At 64.1% G+C, this 18,722-nt stretch carries 13 protein-coding genes; 10 read left to right on the forward strand and 3 right to left on the reverse strand.

Going from position 1 to position 18,722, the window contains the following annotated elements:
* Positions 1–365 precede the first annotated feature (365 nt).
* The gene (locus AC0YKC_RS10475; RefSeq protein WP_488511006.1) at positions 366–1,397 is read right to left on the reverse strand and encodes a histone deacetylase family protein; all 1,032 of its coding nucleotides are present in this window, start codon (positions 1,395–1,397) and stop codon (positions 366–368) included.
* 38 nt (positions 1,398–1,435) lie between these two features.
* The gene (locus AC0YKC_RS10480; protein ID WP_320293208.1) at positions 1,436–2,089 is read right to left on the reverse strand and encodes a TetR/AcrR family transcriptional regulator; all 654 of its coding nucleotides are present in this window, start codon (positions 2,087–2,089) and stop codon (positions 1,436–1,438) included.
* Between the two features lie 251 nt (positions 2,090–2,340).
* Between AC0YKC_RS10480 and AC0YKC_RS10485 the strand changes: the two genes are divergently transcribed.
* From AC0YKC_RS10485 to AC0YKC_RS10520, 8 genes are all read left to right on the forward strand, one after another.
* Positions 2,341–4,008, forward strand: a complete 1,668-nt coding sequence (locus tag AC0YKC_RS10485) for an amidohydrolase (RefSeq protein WP_488511007.1) — start codon at positions 2,341–2,343, stop codon at positions 4,006–4,008.
* A gap of 139 nt (positions 4,009–4,147) precedes the next feature.
* The gene (locus AC0YKC_RS10490; protein WP_488511008.1) at positions 4,148–5,248 is read left to right on the forward strand and encodes an ABC transporter ATP-binding protein; all 1,101 of its coding nucleotides are present in this window, start codon (positions 4,148–4,150) and stop codon (positions 5,246–5,248) included.
* Positions 5,248–6,195: an ABC transporter permease gene (locus tag AC0YKC_RS10495; RefSeq protein WP_488511009.1), complete on the forward strand. Its 948-nt coding sequence runs from the start codon at positions 5,248–5,250 to the stop codon at positions 6,193–6,195. Before AC0YKC_RS10490 ends, AC0YKC_RS10495 begins: the two co-directional genes overlap by 1 nt.
* Positions 6,188–7,000 carry an ABC transporter permease gene (locus AC0YKC_RS10500; RefSeq protein ID WP_320293212.1) on the forward strand — a complete coding sequence of 271 codons (813 nt, stop codon included), beginning with the start codon at positions 6,188–6,190 and terminating at the stop codon, positions 6,998–7,000. The genes AC0YKC_RS10495 and AC0YKC_RS10500 overlap by 8 nt, the downstream gene beginning before the upstream one ends.
* A gap of 39 nt (positions 7,001–7,039) precedes the next feature.
* A complete protein-coding gene (locus tag AC0YKC_RS10505) occupies positions 7,040–8,068 on the forward strand; it encodes an extracellular solute-binding protein (protein WP_434723827.1) in 1,029 nt (342 codons plus the stop codon).
* Positions 8,069–8,189: 121 nt separating this feature from the next.
* Positions 8,190–9,386 (forward strand): serine hydrolase domain-containing protein, encoded by a 1,197-nt coding sequence (locus AC0YKC_RS10510; RefSeq protein WP_488511010.1) that lies wholly within the window; start codon positions 8,190–8,192, stop codon positions 9,384–9,386.
* A 28-nt stretch (positions 9,387–9,414) separates the two neighbouring features.
* Positions 9,415–10,593 carry a serine hydrolase domain-containing protein gene (locus AC0YKC_RS10515; RefSeq protein ID WP_488511011.1) on the forward strand — a complete coding sequence of 393 codons (1,179 nt, stop codon included), beginning with the start codon at positions 9,415–9,417 and terminating at the stop codon, positions 10,591–10,593.
* 122 nt (positions 10,594–10,715) lie between these two features.
* Positions 10,716–13,037 (forward strand): Tex family protein, encoded by a 2,322-nt coding sequence (locus AC0YKC_RS10520; RefSeq protein WP_488511012.1) that lies wholly within the window; start codon positions 10,716–10,718, stop codon positions 13,035–13,037.
* Here AC0YKC_RS10520 and AC0YKC_RS10525 read toward each other — a convergent pair whose 3' ends face one another.
* Positions 13,038–13,949: a LysR family transcriptional regulator gene (locus tag AC0YKC_RS10525; RefSeq protein ID WP_488511013.1), complete on the reverse strand. Its 912-nt coding sequence runs from the start codon at positions 13,947–13,949 to the stop codon at positions 13,038–13,040.
* 105 nt (positions 13,950–14,054) lie between these two features.
* On the opposite strand from AC0YKC_RS10525, the gene AC0YKC_RS10530 reads away from it, so the two are divergent.
* Together AC0YKC_RS10530 and AC0YKC_RS10535 are read left to right on the forward strand one after the other, a co-directional pair.
* Positions 14,055–15,251: an acyl-CoA dehydrogenase gene (locus tag AC0YKC_RS10530; protein WP_488511014.1), complete on the forward strand. Its 1,197-nt coding sequence runs from the start codon at positions 14,055–14,057 to the stop codon at positions 15,249–15,251.
* A 105-nt stretch (positions 15,252–15,356) separates the two neighbouring features.
* Complete coding sequence (locus AC0YKC_RS10535; RefSeq protein WP_488511015.1) at positions 15,357–18,716, forward strand: transglutaminase family protein; 3,360 nt, start codon at positions 15,357–15,359, stop codon at positions 18,714–18,716.
* Positions 18,717–18,722 lie beyond the last annotated feature (6 nt).

The raw sequence follows: 18,722 nt of genomic DNA on the forward strand, positions 1-18,722 counted from the left end.
ACGCGTCACGTTTACGAAGACACACCCACGGGCGCGAACGGCGCCCAACCGCGCCGAATCCCTCTAGGGAACGCGAAACCGTCCGCGTCTGGTACCGGCCTGGCGCCGGAACTTGAGACTTTGGGTGGTCGCCGCGCCCCCCATGGACCGGCTGATTCGGGTCTAATCTACCCGCAGATGAATCCGACATCAAACGCGATTTGACAAAATCGAATCCGGTGGACTCGCTTTGCGACTCAGCAGCCGGTCTTCGCGTTACTTGGCGGTGATTTCAAAGTCGAATTGAGCCGATGATTTCGCGGAGGAGCGCAAAAAAATACGCCCCCGGTTGCGTCCGAGGGCGTATGTCCCTGAATGGGATTGGTTCAGCGATCCTCGAAACCGGTCAGCACGCCAACGGCATTGATGCCGATCTCTTCGACGGCGTAGCCGCCTTCCATGACGAACAGCGTCGGCAGGCCGAGGCTGGCGATGCGGCGGCCGATCTTGGGATAGTCCTCGCTCTTCAGCTTGAACTGGCTGATTGGGTCCTTCTCGAAGGTGTCGACGCCGAGCGAGACGATGACGACGTCGGGGGCGTAGGCCACGAGCTTGGCGCAGGCGTCCTCCAGCGACGCGCTCCAGCCGTCCCAGTTGGTGCCGAAGGGCATCGGGTAGTTGATGTTGAAGCCTTCGCCTTCGCCTTCGCCGCGCTCGTCGGCATGGCCGAGGAAGAACGGATACTCGACCATCGGATCGCCATGCAGGTTGAGGACCTGGATATCACCGCGGCGATAGAAGATCTCCTGCGTGCCGTTGCCGTGATGGTAGTCGACATCGAGGATCGAGACGCGTTTGGCGCCCTGGTCGCGATACCACTGCGCGACGACGGCGGCGTTGTTGATGAAGCAATAGCCGCCCATGAAGGCAGCACCCGCGTGGTGGCCGGGCGGGCGGCAAAGCGCGAAGGCGGTGGGCTCGCCGCCCTTGACCAGGGCGGCGGCGGTCAGCGCGACGTCATAGGAGGACTTGATCGCCGCCCAGGTGCCTTCGACGAAAGTGGCACCGGCGTCGAAGGAATAATAGCCGAGCAAGGCATCGATCCGCTTCGGCGGCACGTCGCCGCGCAGGCCGCGCGTCGGCCAGGTGAAGCCCATGGCCGATCCCTTGAAGCCGGCGGCGACCCATTCCGGCCACACCGTCGGCAGGAAATCGATGTAGTGGGCTTCATGCACGCGCTTGGCGGCGGCGAGGTCGTGCTCGACCGGCCCGATGATCGGCCCGAGCTTCTCGCTCTCCACCCGCGCCCTGATGAATTCAGCCCGCGACGGCTTCTCGAAGCCCGGCACGATCGCCGACGTGACCAGTTCCATCTGGCCCGAATGGCCGGCATGAAGCGGCGAATAGACAGTTTTCATGGAAATTCCCCTGCGAAATCAGTTGGAGGTGCGAAAATTCAGTCGAGATTGAGATGGGGGGTTACCAGAGCGAGCCACATGGCTTCCACATCGTCCTCGATGAGGTCGAAGGTCCTGCGATCCCTCTTCAGCCCGACAAGCCGGCAGACATGGCCGACTTCCATCATCAGCACGCCGAGCCGGCTGGCGATCTTGGCTTCGAGAGCCGGATTCACATGCTGCAGCCACGCGGCGTAGAGGGCGATGATCTCCTTGTCATATTCGTCCTGGATCGGCCTCAGGTCGGCATTGCCGGATATGGCCTCGATCACCGGCATCAACGTGGCGTTGTCGAGATAGAGCCTGGACGTGTCGATGAAGAGCTTGCGCACCTCGCGCCGAAACTCGTCACGGTTGGTTGGCCGTGGGACGTCGATGCGCTTCTGGATGACCTTGGGAAAAGACGACAGCCAGCGCCGGGCCAGGTCCAGAAGAATGGCCTCCTTGTTGGGAAAGTACTGATAAACCGAACCGACCGACAGGCCTGCGCGCTGCGCGATGGCGAGTGTCGTTGGCGTTCTGGTTCCTTGCTCGCGCGTCAGGATCAGCGCCGCGTCGAGAATCCTGTCGACCACCTTGCTTGACCGTTGCTGCCGCGGCTGCTTGCGCGGTTCGAGCGCTATCTTGGTCTTGCGGTCGAGACTGCGCTTCACTGTTCGTTGCCCCCGTTCCCCGCCCGGCCTCACCATCGGCGCGCGGTGCAGTCCACTATACATTCCAAATTCCGGCTGTTGACAAACGCGAATAAACAGTCGCATTCTTTATCCACGCTGTCTTCCACGATAACAAGGGGAATTTCGAAGACGGCGCATCGGCATCGACTTTTGTCCCATGGCGTCGCCCCGGTGGAGCGGCTGCCCGTTGGACGTGGCGTTGCCGGTCCCTCAGCAAATGTGGAGTCGCGATGTCGGTTGCGGATGGTGGTGCGGATCTGGTGGTCGTCAACGGCCGAGTGCTGACCATGGATGATGACAATCCCACCGCCGAGGCTGTTGCCGTCAAGGACGGCGTCATCATCGCCATCGGCAACCGCGCTTCCATCGAAGAACTCAAGGGACCGGCGACAAAGGTCGTCGACGCCCATGGCGGATCCGTCCTGCCGGGCTTCATCGAGGCGCATATGCATCTGTTCGGCGGCGCGGCCGAGCTCGACAACCTGCATCTGGCGGGCGTGCACGGCTTCGACGCGCTGCGCGACGCGATCCAGGATTTCGCGGCCAGGCGCCCGGACGTCAGGCTCCTGATCGGCGCCGGCGTCGACTACGCGATCCTGCCGGAGCCGGTGACGCGACACGATCTCGACCGTATCATTCCCGACCGGGCCTTCGCCATGTCGGCTTCGGACCACCACACGATGTGGGCGAACACCAAGGCGCTGGAAGAGGCCGGGCTGCTCAATGGCAGAGAGGTCGGACAGGGCAACGAGATCGTCATGGGCGCCGACGGGCTTGCCGCGGGCGAGCTGCGCGAAGGCGAGGCTTTCGGGCCGCTCCTCGACCATTACGGGGCCAACCGGACGCGGCTCGGCCTCGAGGGCGCCGAGCCGGATCCCTATCCTTCGGAGGAGGAACTGGCCGCCGATCGCGACCTGATGCATCGCGGCCTGCAGTGGTGCGCCAAGCACGGCATCACCTCGATCCAGAACATGGACGGCAATCTCTACCAGCTCGAGCTGCTGGCCGGGCTGGAGAAAGAGGGGCGGTTGCTTTGCCGCACCAAAATCCCGTTCCACTTCAAGAACTTCATGAAGCTGGACATGCTGGAAAAGGCCTCGCGAATGGCCTCGACCTACAATTCCGAATGGCTGACGTCCGGCATGGTCAAGGTCTTCTATGACGGGGTGCTGGATTCGTGGACGGCGGTGATGGTCGACGACTATGCCGACCGGCCCGGATGGCGCGGCGAGCCGCTGTTTTCGCCGGAGCATTTCGCCGAAGTGGCGGTCGAAGCCGACAGGCGCGGCCTGCAGATCGCCGTGCATTCGATCGGCGATGGCGCCGTGCGGGCGGTGCTCGACGGCTACGAAGCGGCGCAGAAGAAAAACGGCAGGCGCGACAGCCGGCACCGCGTCGAGCATATCGAGGTGACAACGGCTTCCGACGTTCCGCGCTTCGCCGAGCTCGGCGTGCTCGCGTCGATGCAACCGGCGCATCCGCCGGGCGCGTTGAACTTCCCGATGGAGCCGACGATCTCGCGCATCGGCCGTGACAAGTGGGCGCTGAGCTATGCCTGGCGCACGTTGAAAAACGCCGGCGCGCGCGTGGTGTTCGCGTCCGACTGGCCGGTTTCGCCGATCGATCCGATCCTGTCCATCCAGGCGGCAGTCATGCGCAAACCTTGGGCAGAAGGCATGCCGGACCAGAGCTTTTCGTTGCAGGAAGCAATCGAGGGCTACACGGTCGAGGGCGCCTACGCGGAGTTCATGGAAGATCGCAAGGGTCGCCTGAAGACCGGGTATCTGGGCGATATCGTCGTTTTGTCGGCTGACATCGAGGCGACCGCGCCGGAAGCGCTGCACACCGTGCGCCCGGTGACCACCATCTGCGGGGGGAAGATCACTTACCAAGCCTAACGATGGCATAGGAATTGCTTAATTGAATAGGGGCTCGGATCGAGTCACTGCTCCGCAGTTGCCAAGCCGACCAGCTTGTGGTGACAATCAAACAGGAACACACCTGCCGACAAGAGCAGGCTCTCTCAATGGGGTAATCGTGCCGGAACAACCGGGTAAGAACGCGATCGAAGTTCGCGGTGTTCGCAAGGTCTTTGGTGCCGGCGAAAATCAGGTAGCCGCTCTCGACACGGTGTCGGTGTCGATCCGAGAAAACGAGTTTTTCACTTTGCTCGGCCCGTCCGGATGCGGAAAGACGACGCTGCTGAGATTGATTGCCGGTTTCGATTTCCCGACAGCCGGAGAGATATTGCTGCACGGCCAGGACATCGCGCCGCTGCCGCCCTTCAAACGTCCGGTCAACACCGTCTTCCAGAGCTACGCGCTCTTCCCGCACATGACGGTGGCGCAGAACATCGGTTTCGGACTGGAGATGCTCGGCAAGCCGAAAGCCGAGATCGAGGCGCGCGTCGCCCAGATGCTGAAGCTGGTCAAGATGGAGGCGCTGAAGGCGCGCAGCACCAGTCAGATCTCGGGCGGCCAGCAGCAGCGCGTGGCGCTGGCCCGGGCGCTGGCGCCACAACCGAAGGTGCTTTTGCTCGACGAGCCTTTGTCGGCGCTGGACTATAAGCTGCGCAAGGAAATGCAGATCGAATTGAAGCGGCTGCAGAACGAAACCGGCATCACCTTCATCTTCGTCACCCATGACCAGGAAGAAGCGCTGACCATGTCCGACCGCATCGCGGTCATGTCGGCCGGCAAGATCCTGCAGGTCGGCACGCCGCGCGACATCTACGACCGGCCGGCCGAACGCTTCGTCGCCGACTTCATCGGCGAAACCAATTTCCTGCCTGGCACGGTGGTGTCGAAAAAGCCTGGCGTGGCGACGGTCAAGTTCGCCAGCAACGCGACGATCGCCGCGGGCTATCCGGAAGGCTTCGACCCGACCGGCGAGGTGACGCTTGTGGTTCGCCCCGAACACGCCGACCTGGTGCCCGATCCGGCCAAGGGCACGATCGCCGGGACGCTCTCCAACATCGTCTATTTCGGCACCGACACGCACTATCACGTCAAGCTCGACGGCGGCGAAAACTTCATCGTGCGCCACCAGAACAGCCGCTCGTCGTCGGTCACCTACGCGACCGGCGCCAAGGTCGGCATCCAGTTCGAGGAGGACGCCGCCCGCGTCCTGAAAGACTGATGACGACAGCCGCGCTCTCCCCGACCACGCTCTCCAAGGCCGCGTTGTTCGAAGCCCAGGCGGTGAAAGCCGGTGCCCGGCGCAACCGGCTGCTGTCGCTGCCGGCGCTGATGATCATCGGCATATTCGGCGTGCTGCCGCTCCTCATCATCTGCGTCTATTCGTTCCTGGTCGCCGCACCCTATGGCGGCGTGCAGTGGCAGTTCTCGACCGACGCCTATCTGAACTTCCTGTTCCAGCGCGACATTTTCGACGATACGCTGCAATTCACGCCGGACTTCCTGGTCATCTACCTGCGCTCCTTCCTGTTCGCGGTGGTGACGACGATCATCTGCCTGCTGCTCGGCTTTCCGACCGCCTATTTCATGGCCACCCGGCCGCCGGCGCAACGCAACTGGTGGGTGCTCCTGATCACCATCCCGTTCTGGTCGAACCTTCTGGTGCGCACGCTGGCGATCATGTTCATCATCCGCGACGAAGGCCTGATCAACGACGCGCTGATCGGCTTGGGCGTGATCGATAAGCCGATCACCATGCTCTACACCAACTTCGCCATCCAACTCGGCCTGCTCTACGCCTTCTTGCCGTTCATGGTGCTGCCGCTCTACTCAAGTCTGGAGAAGCTCGACTTCCGGCTGATCGAAGCCGCATATGATCTTTACGCGACGCGCCGGCAGGTGCTGTGGCGGGTGATCATCCCGATGTCCAAGCCAGGCATCATCGCCGGCTGCCTGCTCGTCTTCATCCCGGCGCTCGGCGCCTATGTGACACCGCTGATCCTTGGCGGTGGGGTCCACCTGATGATCGGCGATCTCATCGCGCAGCAGTTCGGCTCGGGCCGCAACTGGCCGCTCGGCTGCGCGCAAGCGCTGATCCTGATGGCGGCGGTGCTGGTGGCGCTGTTCTTCTATGTCCGCAACACGTCGGGCAAGGTGCAGCATGGCTGAGCCCCGCATCATGGACATCAAGGACCAGCCGGGCTTCCGTTCGATCGCCATCATCTGCCTTTTGGTGCTCTATGTGCCGGTGCTGATCCTGATGATCTTCTCGCTGAACAGCGGATCGCTGGTCACACATTGGGAAGGCGTCACGCTCAACTGGTACGGCAGCGCGTTCCTCAACGAGGAATTCCATGCCGCGGCACGCAACACGCTGATCATCTCGGTGACCGCGACGATCGTCTCGACCATCTGCGCGACGCTTGCAGCGATCGGCATGACACGCGTGAAGCCGTGGCGCGGGCTTGCGGCGGCTTTCATGGTGATCAACTTGCCGCTGATGGTGCCCGAGATCATCACGGCAGTGGCGACGCTTTCCTTCTTCGCGCTGATCGCCGGCGCGTTCGGGCTGAATTTCGGCATCGGCAACCTTATCCTCGCCCACACCGTGTTCTGCATCCCCTTCGCCTATATGCCGATCCGGGCGCGGCTGGAGGATATGGATCTGACGCTCGAATATGCGGCGGCGGACCTTTACGCGACGCCGTGGAATGCCTTCAGGCGCATCACGCTGCCGTTGCTGGTTCCCGGCATCATGTCGGGTGGGGCACTCGCCTTCATTGTTTCCTTCGACGATTTCACCATCACGCAGCTGGTCGCCGGCCCTGGCCAGACGACGCTGCCCCTCTACATCTGGAACCAGATCCGGCGCCCGATGACGCCGGAGATCAACGCCATCTCCACCATCCTGCTCATGGTGTCGATCCTGTTCGTCTCGATCTCGTTCCTGATCGCGCGGCGACGCGCCAAATGAGTTCCAAACACAACAATGGGAAGGCAAGGAGAACATAAAATGTCTGGAAAACTGATGGCGGCCGTTTCCGCGGCCGTGCTTTTATGGGCAGTGCCGGCGCTCGCCGACGGCGAACTGCATATCTACAACTGGGGCGATTACACCAACCCGAAGCTGATCGATAAGTTCCAGAAGCAGTACAACATCAAGGTGACGCTGGACGACTACGATTCCAACGAAACCATGCTGTCCAAGGTGCGCGCCGGCAATTCCGGCTACGACATCGTCGTGCCGTCGGACTACACCGTGAAGATCATGGTCGAAGAGGGCCTGCTCGAAAAGACCGAGCCCAACGCGATGCCGAACGGCAAGAACATCGATCCGCGCTTCGTGGACGTCTATTGGGACAAGGGCCGGCATTACACCGCGCCGTGGCAGTTCGGCACGACGGCGTTCTCGGTCAACACCGACAAGTTCAAGGGCGACATCAACAGTTATGCCATCCTGTTCAATCCGCCGGATGAACTCAAGGGCCAGATCAACGTGCTCGACGACGTCAACAGCGTCCTGCATGCGGCCGAGCGTTATGCCGGTGTGCCGCGCTGCGGCGCCGACAAGGCCAATCTGAAGAAGGTCAACGACATACTGATGGCCGCCAAGCCGTCGTGGAAGACCTTCAGCTACGACACCATCACCAAGATCACCTCCGGCGACGTCATCGTGTCGGAGCAGTGGAACGGCGCCAGCTACCGCTCGCGCCAGAAGATACCGGCGATCAAATATGCCTATCCGAAGGAAGGCATCGAAGGCTGGATGGACAATGTCGCGGTGCTGAAGGGCGCCAAGAACCTCGACAACGCCAAGCTGTTCCAGGACTTCGTCATGGCGCCCGAGAACGCGGCGCTGATCTCGGAGTTCGCCGGCTACGACAACGGCATCGCCGGCAGCCACAAATTCCTGGCCCCGGAATTCGCCAACTCGCCGGAAATCAGTCCCCCGGCCGGCTCGCCGACGCCCGAATTCGTGCCGCCGTGCCCGCCGGACGTGGTGGAGATCTACAACAAGATCTGGACCAACCTGCGCAAGTAATTTCGCAGGCAAGCATGACAGGAGGGGAGGCTCCGGCCTCCCCTTCGTGTGACTGTTTCTGTGCATGTCGTTTCCCAAAACCGCCGCGCACTTTTGGGCGACATGCATTAGGGAGGATTTGATGACATCGTACCGCAACTCCGATCCGCGGCCGCCGATCATGCAGGGCTCGCCACCCAGCCTTGTGCCGCCGAAGCTCGATTGGGACCGGCCGCCGTGGAACCGCTGGGCCTTCCAGCACATGCGCGAATTCCTGCCGACGGTCGAAGTCTGGCGCGGTAACGGCCATCGCCATCGCCTGGAGCGCAACGAGGTTGACCTCGATGGCTTGGCTGTCGTGGACAGCAATGGAGCACCGACGACGCTCGCCGGCTTGCTCGACGAAACCTATGCCGACGGCTTCCTGGTGCTGAAGGACGGCAAGGTCGCCTATGAACGCTATTTCAACGGCATGGATGAGCGCACGCTGCACCTGTCGCAGTCGATGGCGAAATCGATCACCGGATCGGTGTGCGGCATCCTGGTCGGGCGCGGCCTGATCGATCCGGGCAAGCTGGTCACCGACTATCTGCCGGAGCTCGGCGAGACCGGCTGGGCCGGCGCCACCGTGCAGCAAGTGCTCGACATGACGACCGGCGTGCGCTTCTCCGAGGAATATACCGATCGCTATTCGGAGATCGGACAGGTCGATGTCGCGACTGGCTGGAAGCCGGTCCCGCCGGGCAGCGATCCGGATTTTGCGTGGCCGTCGCACCTGTTCGAGCTGATCCTGCGGCTGAAGGACCGAGTGCGCCCGCATGGCGCGGCGTTCGAATACCGCTCGATCGAGACCGACGTGCTCGCCTTCATCATGGAACGGGTGAGCGGCAAGCGCCTGGCGCAGCTCGTCTCCGAAGAGCTCTGGCAAAAGCTCGGCGCTGACGAAAGCGCCTGCTTTACAGTAGACAGCGCCGGCTACGCGCTGGCCGATGGCGGCTTCAACGCGACGCTGCGCGACTATGGCCGCTTCGGACAACTGATACTCGACAATGGCGGCGGCGTGATCCCGGCCGACTGGATCGAGACAACGCGCAGCGGCAAGCACGGACCGAATTTCAGCCCGAGCCTTCCGGATGGCAGCTATCGCAACCAGTTCTGGATCGAGGATTCGCGTTCACGGTCGCTGATGTGCCGCGGCGTATTCGGCCAATTGATCCATATGAGCTGGGAACACAGGATGGTCGTGGTGAAGCTTTCGACCTATCCGGATTTCCTCAACGCCGCCTATTCGGTGGCGACGCAGAAGGCGGTGCATGCCATCGCCGCCGCGCTGGCCTGAAGCCGCAAGCAGAATCCGGGAGAGTATCATGAGCGGCAAGACCGCGTTCGAGGCCCAATACGGTTTTGCCCGCAAGGCTGTGCGGCTCGAAACCTGGCGATTGGCGCCGTTCAACCGATGGTCTTTCCAGAATGTCGGCGAGTTGGTGCCGAGCGCGCATGTCGCGCCGGCGCCCGGCGGCGAGGAGCAGGCGAAGTCGCTCGGCGCTTTGCTTGAGGAGAAGGTCTCGCTCGCCGGCGGTAGCGAAACCGTCGAGAGCTTCCTGAAGCGTTCCGACACCGATGGGCTGGCGATCCTGAAGGCGGGCAAGCTGGTTGGCGACTGGTCGGCGCCGCATATGCCGTTTGGAGCCCGCCACATCATCTTTTCGATCAGCAAGTCGGTGACGGCGATCCTCGCAGGCATATTGGAGGGCGAAGGGGTGTTCGACCCCGGCGCGCCGGTGACGCAATACATTCCCGAAGCCAAGGGCTCGGCCTATGGCGATGCGAGCGTGCGCAACGTGCTCGACATGACGGTCAGCCTCGATTTCGAGGAAGCCTATCTCGATCCAGAGAGCGCGTTCGCCCGCTACCGGCGCTCGACGCTGTGGAACCCCGGCGGCGGATCGGAGAGCTTGGCGGCATTCCTGATGACCATCCAGCGCCTTGCCGAGCCGCATGGCCAGACCTATCGCTACCGTTCGCCCAATTCCGATATGCTCGGCATCCTGGTCGAGCGTGCCTCGGGCAAGCGCGTCAGCCAATTGCTCAGCGAAAAACTCTGGCAGCCGCTCGGTGCCGCAAGCGAGATGTCGGTGACGGTCGACATGGAAGGCACGGCGCGCACCGCCGGCGGCATGTCGATGACGCCGCGCGACCTTGCCCGCATCGGCGAGATGATGCGGCAGGGCGGCACGGCCAATGGCCGCCGCATCGTCCCGGAAGCCTGGGTGCGCGACACGGTCGCCACCGGCGGCAGCCATGAAGCCTGGCAGCGGGGCACGATGGCCTTCCTGTTTCCGAACGGGCGCTACCGCAACAAATGGTACCAGACCGGCCATGACAGCGGCGCCTTCTGCTGTATCGGCATCCACGGCCAGTGGCTCTACGTCAATCCGAGGGCGGAAGTGGTCGTCGCCAAGATGTCGTCGCAGCCGGAGCCGGTGGATGAGAAGCTGGATGACGATATTGTGGTGTTCCTGGATGCGCTGAGCGGCATGGTCTGAGCCGACCCGAGATTGGTTCCAAGGGCTGTTTTCTGTGGACCTTCGGCGCATGATGAAACCGGCGCGGTTGGCGTGACGGTTCTCCGGGCCTATGGTCGCCGCTCTTTTCGACAGGGATCGGCATGGCATCGGACATCAAGCGCATCGCAGCAATCATCGCGGCCGAGATCGGCGCGCGGCCGGAGCAGGCCGCGGCGGCAATCGGGCTGCTCGACGAGGGCGCGACAGTTCCGTTCGTGGCGCGTTACCGCAAGGAAGTCACCGGCGGGCTCGACGACACGCAGTTGCGCGACCTTGCCGAGCGATTGGCCTATTTGCGAGAGCTCGATGCGCGCCGCGACACGATTCTTGGCTCGATCCGTGAACAGGGCAAGCTGACAGAGGAGCTGGAGGCTAAGATCGTCGCGGCCGCCACGAAGGCCGAGTTGGAAGACATCTACCTGCCCTATAAGCCGAAACGCCGCACCAAGGCCGAGATCGCCAGGGAGCGCGGGCTTGGACCCCTGGCCGAGGCGATCCTTGCCGATCGTTCCGCCGTGCCTGCCCAATTGGCGCTCGCCTACATCACCGAAGAGGTGGCCGACGCCAAGGCGGCGCTTGAAGGCGCGCGCGACATCCTGTCGGAGCAGTTCGCCGAAAATGCCGATCTGGTCGGCAAGCTGCGCGCCTATATGAAGGAACGCGCCTTCCTGCGTGCAAAAGTCGTCGACGGCAAGCAGGAAGCCGGCGCAAAGTTCTCCGACTATTTCGACCATGTCGAGCGCTGGGCGGGCGTGCCCAGCCACCGCGCCTTGGCCATGCTGCGCGGCCGCAACGAAGAGGTTCTGTCCCTGGACATCGAAGTCGATGCCGATGACGCCTCACCCGTGAAACCGGTCGAGCGCATGATCGCCAATGCGTATGCGATCGGCGGCACGCTGCCGGGCGACAAATGGCTGATGGACGTGGCCGGCTGGACCTGGCGGATAAAGCTGTCGCTGCATCTGACGCTCGATCTGATGCGCGACCTGCGCGAACGGGCCGAGGAAGAGGCGATCCATGTCTTTGCCCGCAACCTGAAGGACCTGCTGTTGGCCGCGCCTGCCGGTTCGCGGCCAACGATGGGGCTCGACCCCGGCATCCGCACCGGCGTCAAGGTGGCGGTGGTCGACGGCACCGGCAAGCTGGTGGCGACCACGACCGTCTATCCGTTCCCGCCCAGGAACGACGTGCGCGGCACGCAGGCCGAACTTGCCGCCCTGATCCGCCAGCACAAGGTCGAGCTGATCTCGATCGGCAACGGCACCGGCAGCCGCGAAACCGAGAAGCTGGTTGCCGACATGCTGTCGGATATGCCGGCAGGCGCGGGGCCGAAGCCGCTCAAGGTCATCGTCAGCGAAGCCGGCGCTTCCGTGTATTCCGCCTCGGCTACGGCAGCGGCGGAATTCCCGGGCCTGGATGTTTCGCTGCGCGGCGCGGTGTCGATCGCCCGGCGCCTGCAGGATCCGTTGGCCGAGCTGGTCAAGATCGAGCCGAAGTCGATCGGCGTCGGCCAATACCAGCACGATGTGGACCAGTACCGGCTCGGCCGCTCGCTGGAGGCGGTGGTCGAGGACGCGGTGAACGCGGTCGGCGTCGACCTCAACACGGCGTCGGCGCCGCTTTTGGCGCGCGTGTCGGGGTTGGGGCCGTCACTCGCCGAGGCGATCGTCGCGCATCGCGACACGACCGGGCCGTTTGCCAACCGCAGGGACCTGCTCAAGGTGGCGCGGCTCGGGCCGCGCGCCTTCGAGCAAAGCGCCGGCTTCCTGCGCATCCCGAACGGCGCGGAGCCGCTCGATGCGTCATCGGTGCATCCGGAAGCCTATGGCGTAGCCAAGAAGATCGTCGCCGCTTGCGGGAGGGATGTCCGCGCGCTGATGGGCGACGGCGCCGCGCTCAAGGCGCTCGACCCGCGCGTCTTCGTCGACGAGCGCTTCGGCCTGCCGACGGTGCGCGACATCATCGCCGAGCTGGAAAAGCCCGGACGCGATCCGCGCCCCGGTTTCAAGACGGCGACCTTCGCCGAGGGCGTCGACGACATCAAGGACCTGAAACCCGGCATGCTGCTCGAAGGCACGGTCACCAATGTCGCGGCCTTCGGCGCCTTCGTCGACATCGGCGTGCACCAGGACGGGCTGGTGCATGTCTCGCAACTGGCCGACCGTTTCATCAAGGACGCGCATGAGGTGGTGAAGGCCGGCGATGTGGTGAAGGTGCGGGTCGTCGATGTCGACATCAAGCGCAAGCGCATCGGGCTGTCGATGCGCAAGGATGGCGGTGAGGGTGGACCGCCTCGTGGCGGCCAGCGCGACCACGGCGGCGGCAAGCCGGCACCGCGCTCGCCGGTGCCGCAGCGCCAGCCGGACCGACCCTCGCAGGGCGCGTTCGGCGCGGCGCTCGCCGAGGCGATGAAGCGCAAGTAGCTACCACGCCAGGACAGTCGGCTCCTTGCCGATCTGACCCAGCAGCCAGTCGCGAAAACTGGCGACCGGCGGGTGGCCGCGCTTGTCGTGCGGCACGACGAGATAGTAGGCGCTGCGGCTTTGCATCGGCGTGCCCGGCGCCGGCACCAGCTGGCGGCGCTGCAATTCGCCGGCAATCAGTATTTCCGGCAGCAGCGCGACGCCGAGCCCCGCCATGCAGGCCTGGGCGACCGTGCCGAACTGCTCGAACTGCATGCCGGGTCCGGTCGGCGCCTCCAGCCCCTGATGCTCGAACCATTCGCTCCAAGCGCCGGGGCGTGTCGCCATGTGCAGCAGCGGCAGGCGGCTGATATCGGCCGGCGTGGCGATGGCGCGGTTGGCGAGGAATTCGGGTGAAGCCACAGGCATCACGGTTTCGCGCATCAGAAGCGTGCAGTCTGCGTCCGGCCAGTCGGGCATGCCGTGATGGATGGCGGCGTCCAGCCGCTCGCGGGCAAAGTCGAAGCGGCCGATGCGGGTGGCGAAGTTGATGGTGATGTCGGGATGGCGGGCGACGAAATCCGGGATCAGCGGCATCAGCCAGCGTGTGCCGAAGGTCGGCAGAATGGCAAGGTTGAGAACGCCGCTATGCCGATTGCTCATCAATCCGAGCGCGGCATCGCGCAACTGGCCGAGTGCCGAGCGAACCGCCTCGGCATAGATCTCGCCTGCCGTCGACAGCCGGACATTGCGGCTGTCGCGTTCGAAGAGCCGACGCCCGAACTGCTCCTCGAGAAGGCCGATCTGCCGGCTGATGGCGCCTTGTGTCAGATCGAGTTCGCGGGCGGCTGCCGTGAAGGAGCCGAGGCGCGCCACCGCCTCGAAGGCGGCGAGCGCGGCGGTGTTCGGCAAAAGACGGCGCTGAACGTTCATGACCTATTACTAACGCTCATTGATGCGTGATGCAATTTTGTTTGATTTTTCGCCGGCGCAGGCGGATAAGCCGGGCAATCCAAGATTTTTACCGGGAGCGAGGCCATGGCCGCCGAGAAGTACGCCTTCGTCTGGAACGATCCTTTCCTCATCGAGGACCAGCTTTCCGAGGACGAGCGCATGGTGCGCGACGGCGCCGCCGCCTTCGCCGCCGACAAGCTGGCGCCGCGCATCGAGGAAGCCTATGCCGACGAGAAGACCGATCCGTCGATCTTCCGCGAGATGGGCGAGGCGGGCCTGCTCGGCATCACCATTCCGGAAGAATATGGCGGGCTCGGCGCCGGCTACGTGACCTACGGCCTGGTCGCGCGGGAAGTTGAACGCATCGACTCGGGCTACCGCTCGATGATGAGCGTGCAGTCCTCGCTGGTCATGTATCCGATCCATGCCTATGGCTCGGAAGCGCAGCGCAAGAAATACCTGCCGAAGCTCGCCTCGGGCGAATGGATCGGCTGCTTCGGCCTCACCGAGCCGGATGCCGGCTCCGATCCGGGCGGCATGAAGACGCGCGCGGAGAAGACCGCGAACGGCTACAAGCTCTCCGGCTCCAAGATGTGGATCTCGAACGCGCCGATCGCCGACGTCTTCGTCGTCTGGGCGAAGCTGAAGGGCGACAACGGCAAGGATGAGATCCGCGGCTTCGTGCTGGAAAAGGGCATGAAGGGGCTGTCGGCGCCGAAGATCGGCGGCAAGTTGTCGCTGCGGGCGTCGATTACCGGTGAAGTGGTGATGGAAGGCGTCGAGGTTGGCGAAGACGCGTTGCTGCCAAACGCCAGGGGCCTCGGCGGTCCGTTCGGCTGCCTCAACCGCGCGCGCTACGGCATTTCCTGGGGCGCGATGGGCGCCGCCGAGGATTGCTGGCACCGGGCGCGGCAATATGGCCTCGACAGAAAACAGTTCGGCAAGCCGCTTGCCGGCACGCAGCTATTCCAGAAGAAACTCGCCGACATGCAGACCGAGATCGCGCTCGGCCTGCAGGGCTCGTTGCGCGTCGGCCGGCTGATGGACGAAGGCAAGATGGCGCCTGAGATGATCTCGATCGTCAAGCGCAACAATTGCGGCAAGGCGCTCGACATCGCTCGCCAGGCCCGCGACATGCATGGCGGCAACGGCATCCAGATCGGCTACCATGTGATGCGCCACGCGCAGAACCTGGAGACGGTCAACACCTATGAAGGCACGCATGACGTGCATGCGCTGATCCTGGGACGGGCGCAGACCGGTATCCAGGCGTTCTTCTAAGCCGGCAACGCTGCATAAATTAGGTGCAGCGCAACATCTCTGCTTGGAGAATGGCCAGCATTTATGTCAGGGTTCGGCGACTGAAACGCCGAACTCCGGGGCCCCATGGCAATTCTGGCAGCCGTTCATCACCTGACCCATTACAAATATGACCGGCCGGTGGTGCTCGGTCCTCAGGTGATCAGGCTGCAGCCGGCGCCGCATTCGCGCACCAAGGTGCTCAGCCACTCGCTCAAGGTCGAGCCGGCAAACCACTTCGTCAATCTGCAGCAGGATCCCTACGGCAACTTCCTCGCCCGCTTCGTCTTTCCGGAGCCGGTGAGTGAATTGAAGATCGAGGTCGACCTCGTCGCCGACATGACGGTCTACAATCCGTTCGACTTCTTCGTCGAGCCTACGGCCGAGACGTTTCCGTTCGACTATCCCGAAGAGATCAGGGACGACCTTGCCATCTACCGCACGCCGGAACCGGCCGGTCCGCTGTTGTCGGCTTTCCTGGCGACAATCGACCGCAGCCCAAGGAATACCGTCGATTTCCTGGTCGACCTCAATGCCCGCCTCCAGCGCGAGATCGCCTATATCGTGCGCATGGAGACCGGCGTCTTCTCGCCGGAAGAGACGCTCGCCGCGGCCAAGGGCTCGTGCCGGGATTCCAGCTGGCTGCTGGTGCAGATCCTCAGAAATCTCGGCATCGCCGCGCGCTTCGTCTCCGGCTACCTGATCCAGCTCAAGCCCGATCTGGTGGCGCTCGACGGACCGCCTGGAACCACCGTCGACTTCACCGACCTGCACGCCTGGTGCGAGGTCTATCTTCCGGGCGCCGGCTGGATCGGCTTCGACCCGACCTCCGGCCTGCTGACCGGCGAAAGCCATGTGCCGCTCGCCGCGACGCCGCATTTCCGCAATGCCGCACCGATCTCCGGCATGGCAAGCTTCGCCAATGTCGATTTCGGCTTCGACATGCGGGTCGATCGGATCGCCGAGCATCCGCGCATCACTAAGCCGTTCTCCGACGAAAGCTGGGAGGCGCTCGATCAACTGGGCGAAAAAGTCGACGCGGCGCTGGGAGAGGGCGATGTGCGGCTCACCATGGGCGGCGAGCCGACCTTCGTGTCGATCGACGATTTCGAATCCGCCGAATGGAACACGGCGGCCGTCGGCCCGACCAAGCGCGACAAGGCCGACCAGTTCATCCGGCGGCTGCGCGAGCGCTTCGCGCCGGGCGGCTTCCTGCATTACGGCCAGGGCAAGTGGTACCCGGGCGAGAGCCTGCCGCGCTGGACCTTCTCGCTCTACTGGCGCACAGACGGCGAGCCGGTCTGGCGCGATCCTTCGCTGATCGCACGGGAGACGGGCAAAGCGGATATCGGGCCGGTGCAAGCCGAAAGCCTGCTCAAAGCAATCGCCGACGGGCTTGGTATCGAACAATCGATGGTCAGCGAGGCCTATGAGGATCCCGGCGAGTGGCTGCTCAAGGAAGGCAAGCTGCCGGACAATGTCGACCCGTCCAATTCGAAGCTGGAAGACCCGGAAGAACGCAGCCGCATGGCCCGCGTCTTCGAGCGCGGCCTGACCAAGCCGTCGGGCTATGTGCTGCCGGTGCAGCGCTGGAACAGCCAGGCCGCCGGACAGCGCTGGCGCTCGGAGAAATGGAAGACGCGGCGCGGCCGCCTGTTCCTGGTGCCGGGCGACTCGCCGGTCGGCTACCGACTGCCGCTCGGCACGCTGCCCTATGTGCCGCCGGCGCAATTCCCTTATATCGTACCGGTCGATCCGTCGGTGCCGCGCGGTCCGCTGCCGGCGCGGGAGACGATTTTGCCCATGGCGGCCCCAGCCGAACTTGAAGGCGCCGACGAAATGGCGCGCCGCCAGCAAGCGGTATCCTTCACCGCGGCGACTGGACAGCAGGACCGGGTCGAGCAGGAGATCACCGAGATCGGCGGCGCGGTGCGCACTGCGCTCAGCGTCGAGCCGCGCGACGGCCGGCTCTGCGTGTTCATGCCGCCGGTCGAGGCGCTGGAAGATTATCTCGAACTGGTGGCGGCGGCGGAGAATGCCGCGAAGGCCATCGGCGTGCCGGTGCATATCGAGGGCTATGGTCCGCCGCACGATCCGCGCCTCAACGTCATCCGCGTCGCGCCGGATCCCGGCGTCATCGAGGTGAACATCCACCCGGCCGCCAACTGGCAGGAATGCGTCGCCACCACCACGGCGATCTATGAGGAAGCAAGGCAATCGCGGCTCGGCACCGACAAGTTCATGATCGACGGCCGCCATACCGGCACCGGTGGCGGCAACCATGTCGTTGTCGGCGGCGCGACGCCCAATGACAGCCCGTTCCTGCGCCGGCCGGACTTGTTGAAGAGCCTGGTGCTGCAATGGCAGCGGCATCCGTCGCTGTCCTACCTGTTTTCGGGGCTGTTCATCGGTCCGACCAGCCAGGCGCCGCGCTTCGACGAAGCGCGGCACGATTCACTTTACGAGCTGGAGATCGCGCTGGCGCAGGTGCCGCATCCGGACAAGGGCGCGGCACCTTTGCCCTGGCTGGTCGACCGGCTGTTCCGCAATCTCCTGACCGACGTGACCGGCAACACGCACCGGTCGGAAATCTGCATCGACAAATTGTTCTCGCCGGATGGCCCGACCGGGCGGCTCGGTCTGGTCGAGTTCCGCGGTTTCGAGATGCCGCCCAATGCGCGCATGTCCCTCGCTCAGCAGTTGCTGGTGCGCGCGATCATCGCCCGGGCCTGGAAGAACCCGCTGGATGGCCGTTTCGCGCGCTGGGGCACGTCGCTGCATGACCGCTTCATGCTGCCGCATTATGTATGGGCGGATTTCCTCGACGTGCTGGAGGACCTGAAGCTGAACGGCTTCGACTTCCGCCCCGAATGGTTCGCGGCCCAGCTCGAATTCCGCTTCCCGTTCTGCGGCGAGGTGCAGCATGGCGGCGTCAAGCTGGAACTGAGGCAAGCGCTGGAGCCCTGGCATGTGATGGGCGAACAAGGTGCGATCGGCGGCACGGTCCGCTTCGTCGATTCTTCCGTCGAGCGGTTGCAGGTACGGACCGAAGGCCTCAATGCGGAGCGCCACGCCATCGTCTGCAACGGCCGCATCGTGCCGATGAAAGTCACCGACAACCGCGAGGTCGCGGTGGCCGGCGTTCGTTTCAAGGCCTGGCAGCCGGCGTCGGGCCTGCATCCGGCCCTGCCGGTCAACACGCCGCTGGTCTTCGACATCTATGACCGCTGGTCGGGCCGCTCCGTCGGCGGCTGCGTCTACCATGTCGCGCATCCGGGCGGCCGCAATTACGACACCTTCCCGGTCAACGGCAACGAGGCCGAGGCGCGACGGCTTGCCCGGTTCGAACCGCGCGGCCACACGCCGGGCGGCTATGTGCTGCGTGACGAAGAAGCTTCTGAAGAGTTCCCCATGACCCTTGACCTCAGGCGGCCGGCGAGACTCTGATCGACA

Source organism: Mesorhizobium sp. CNPSo 4661 (assembly GCF_057784215.1).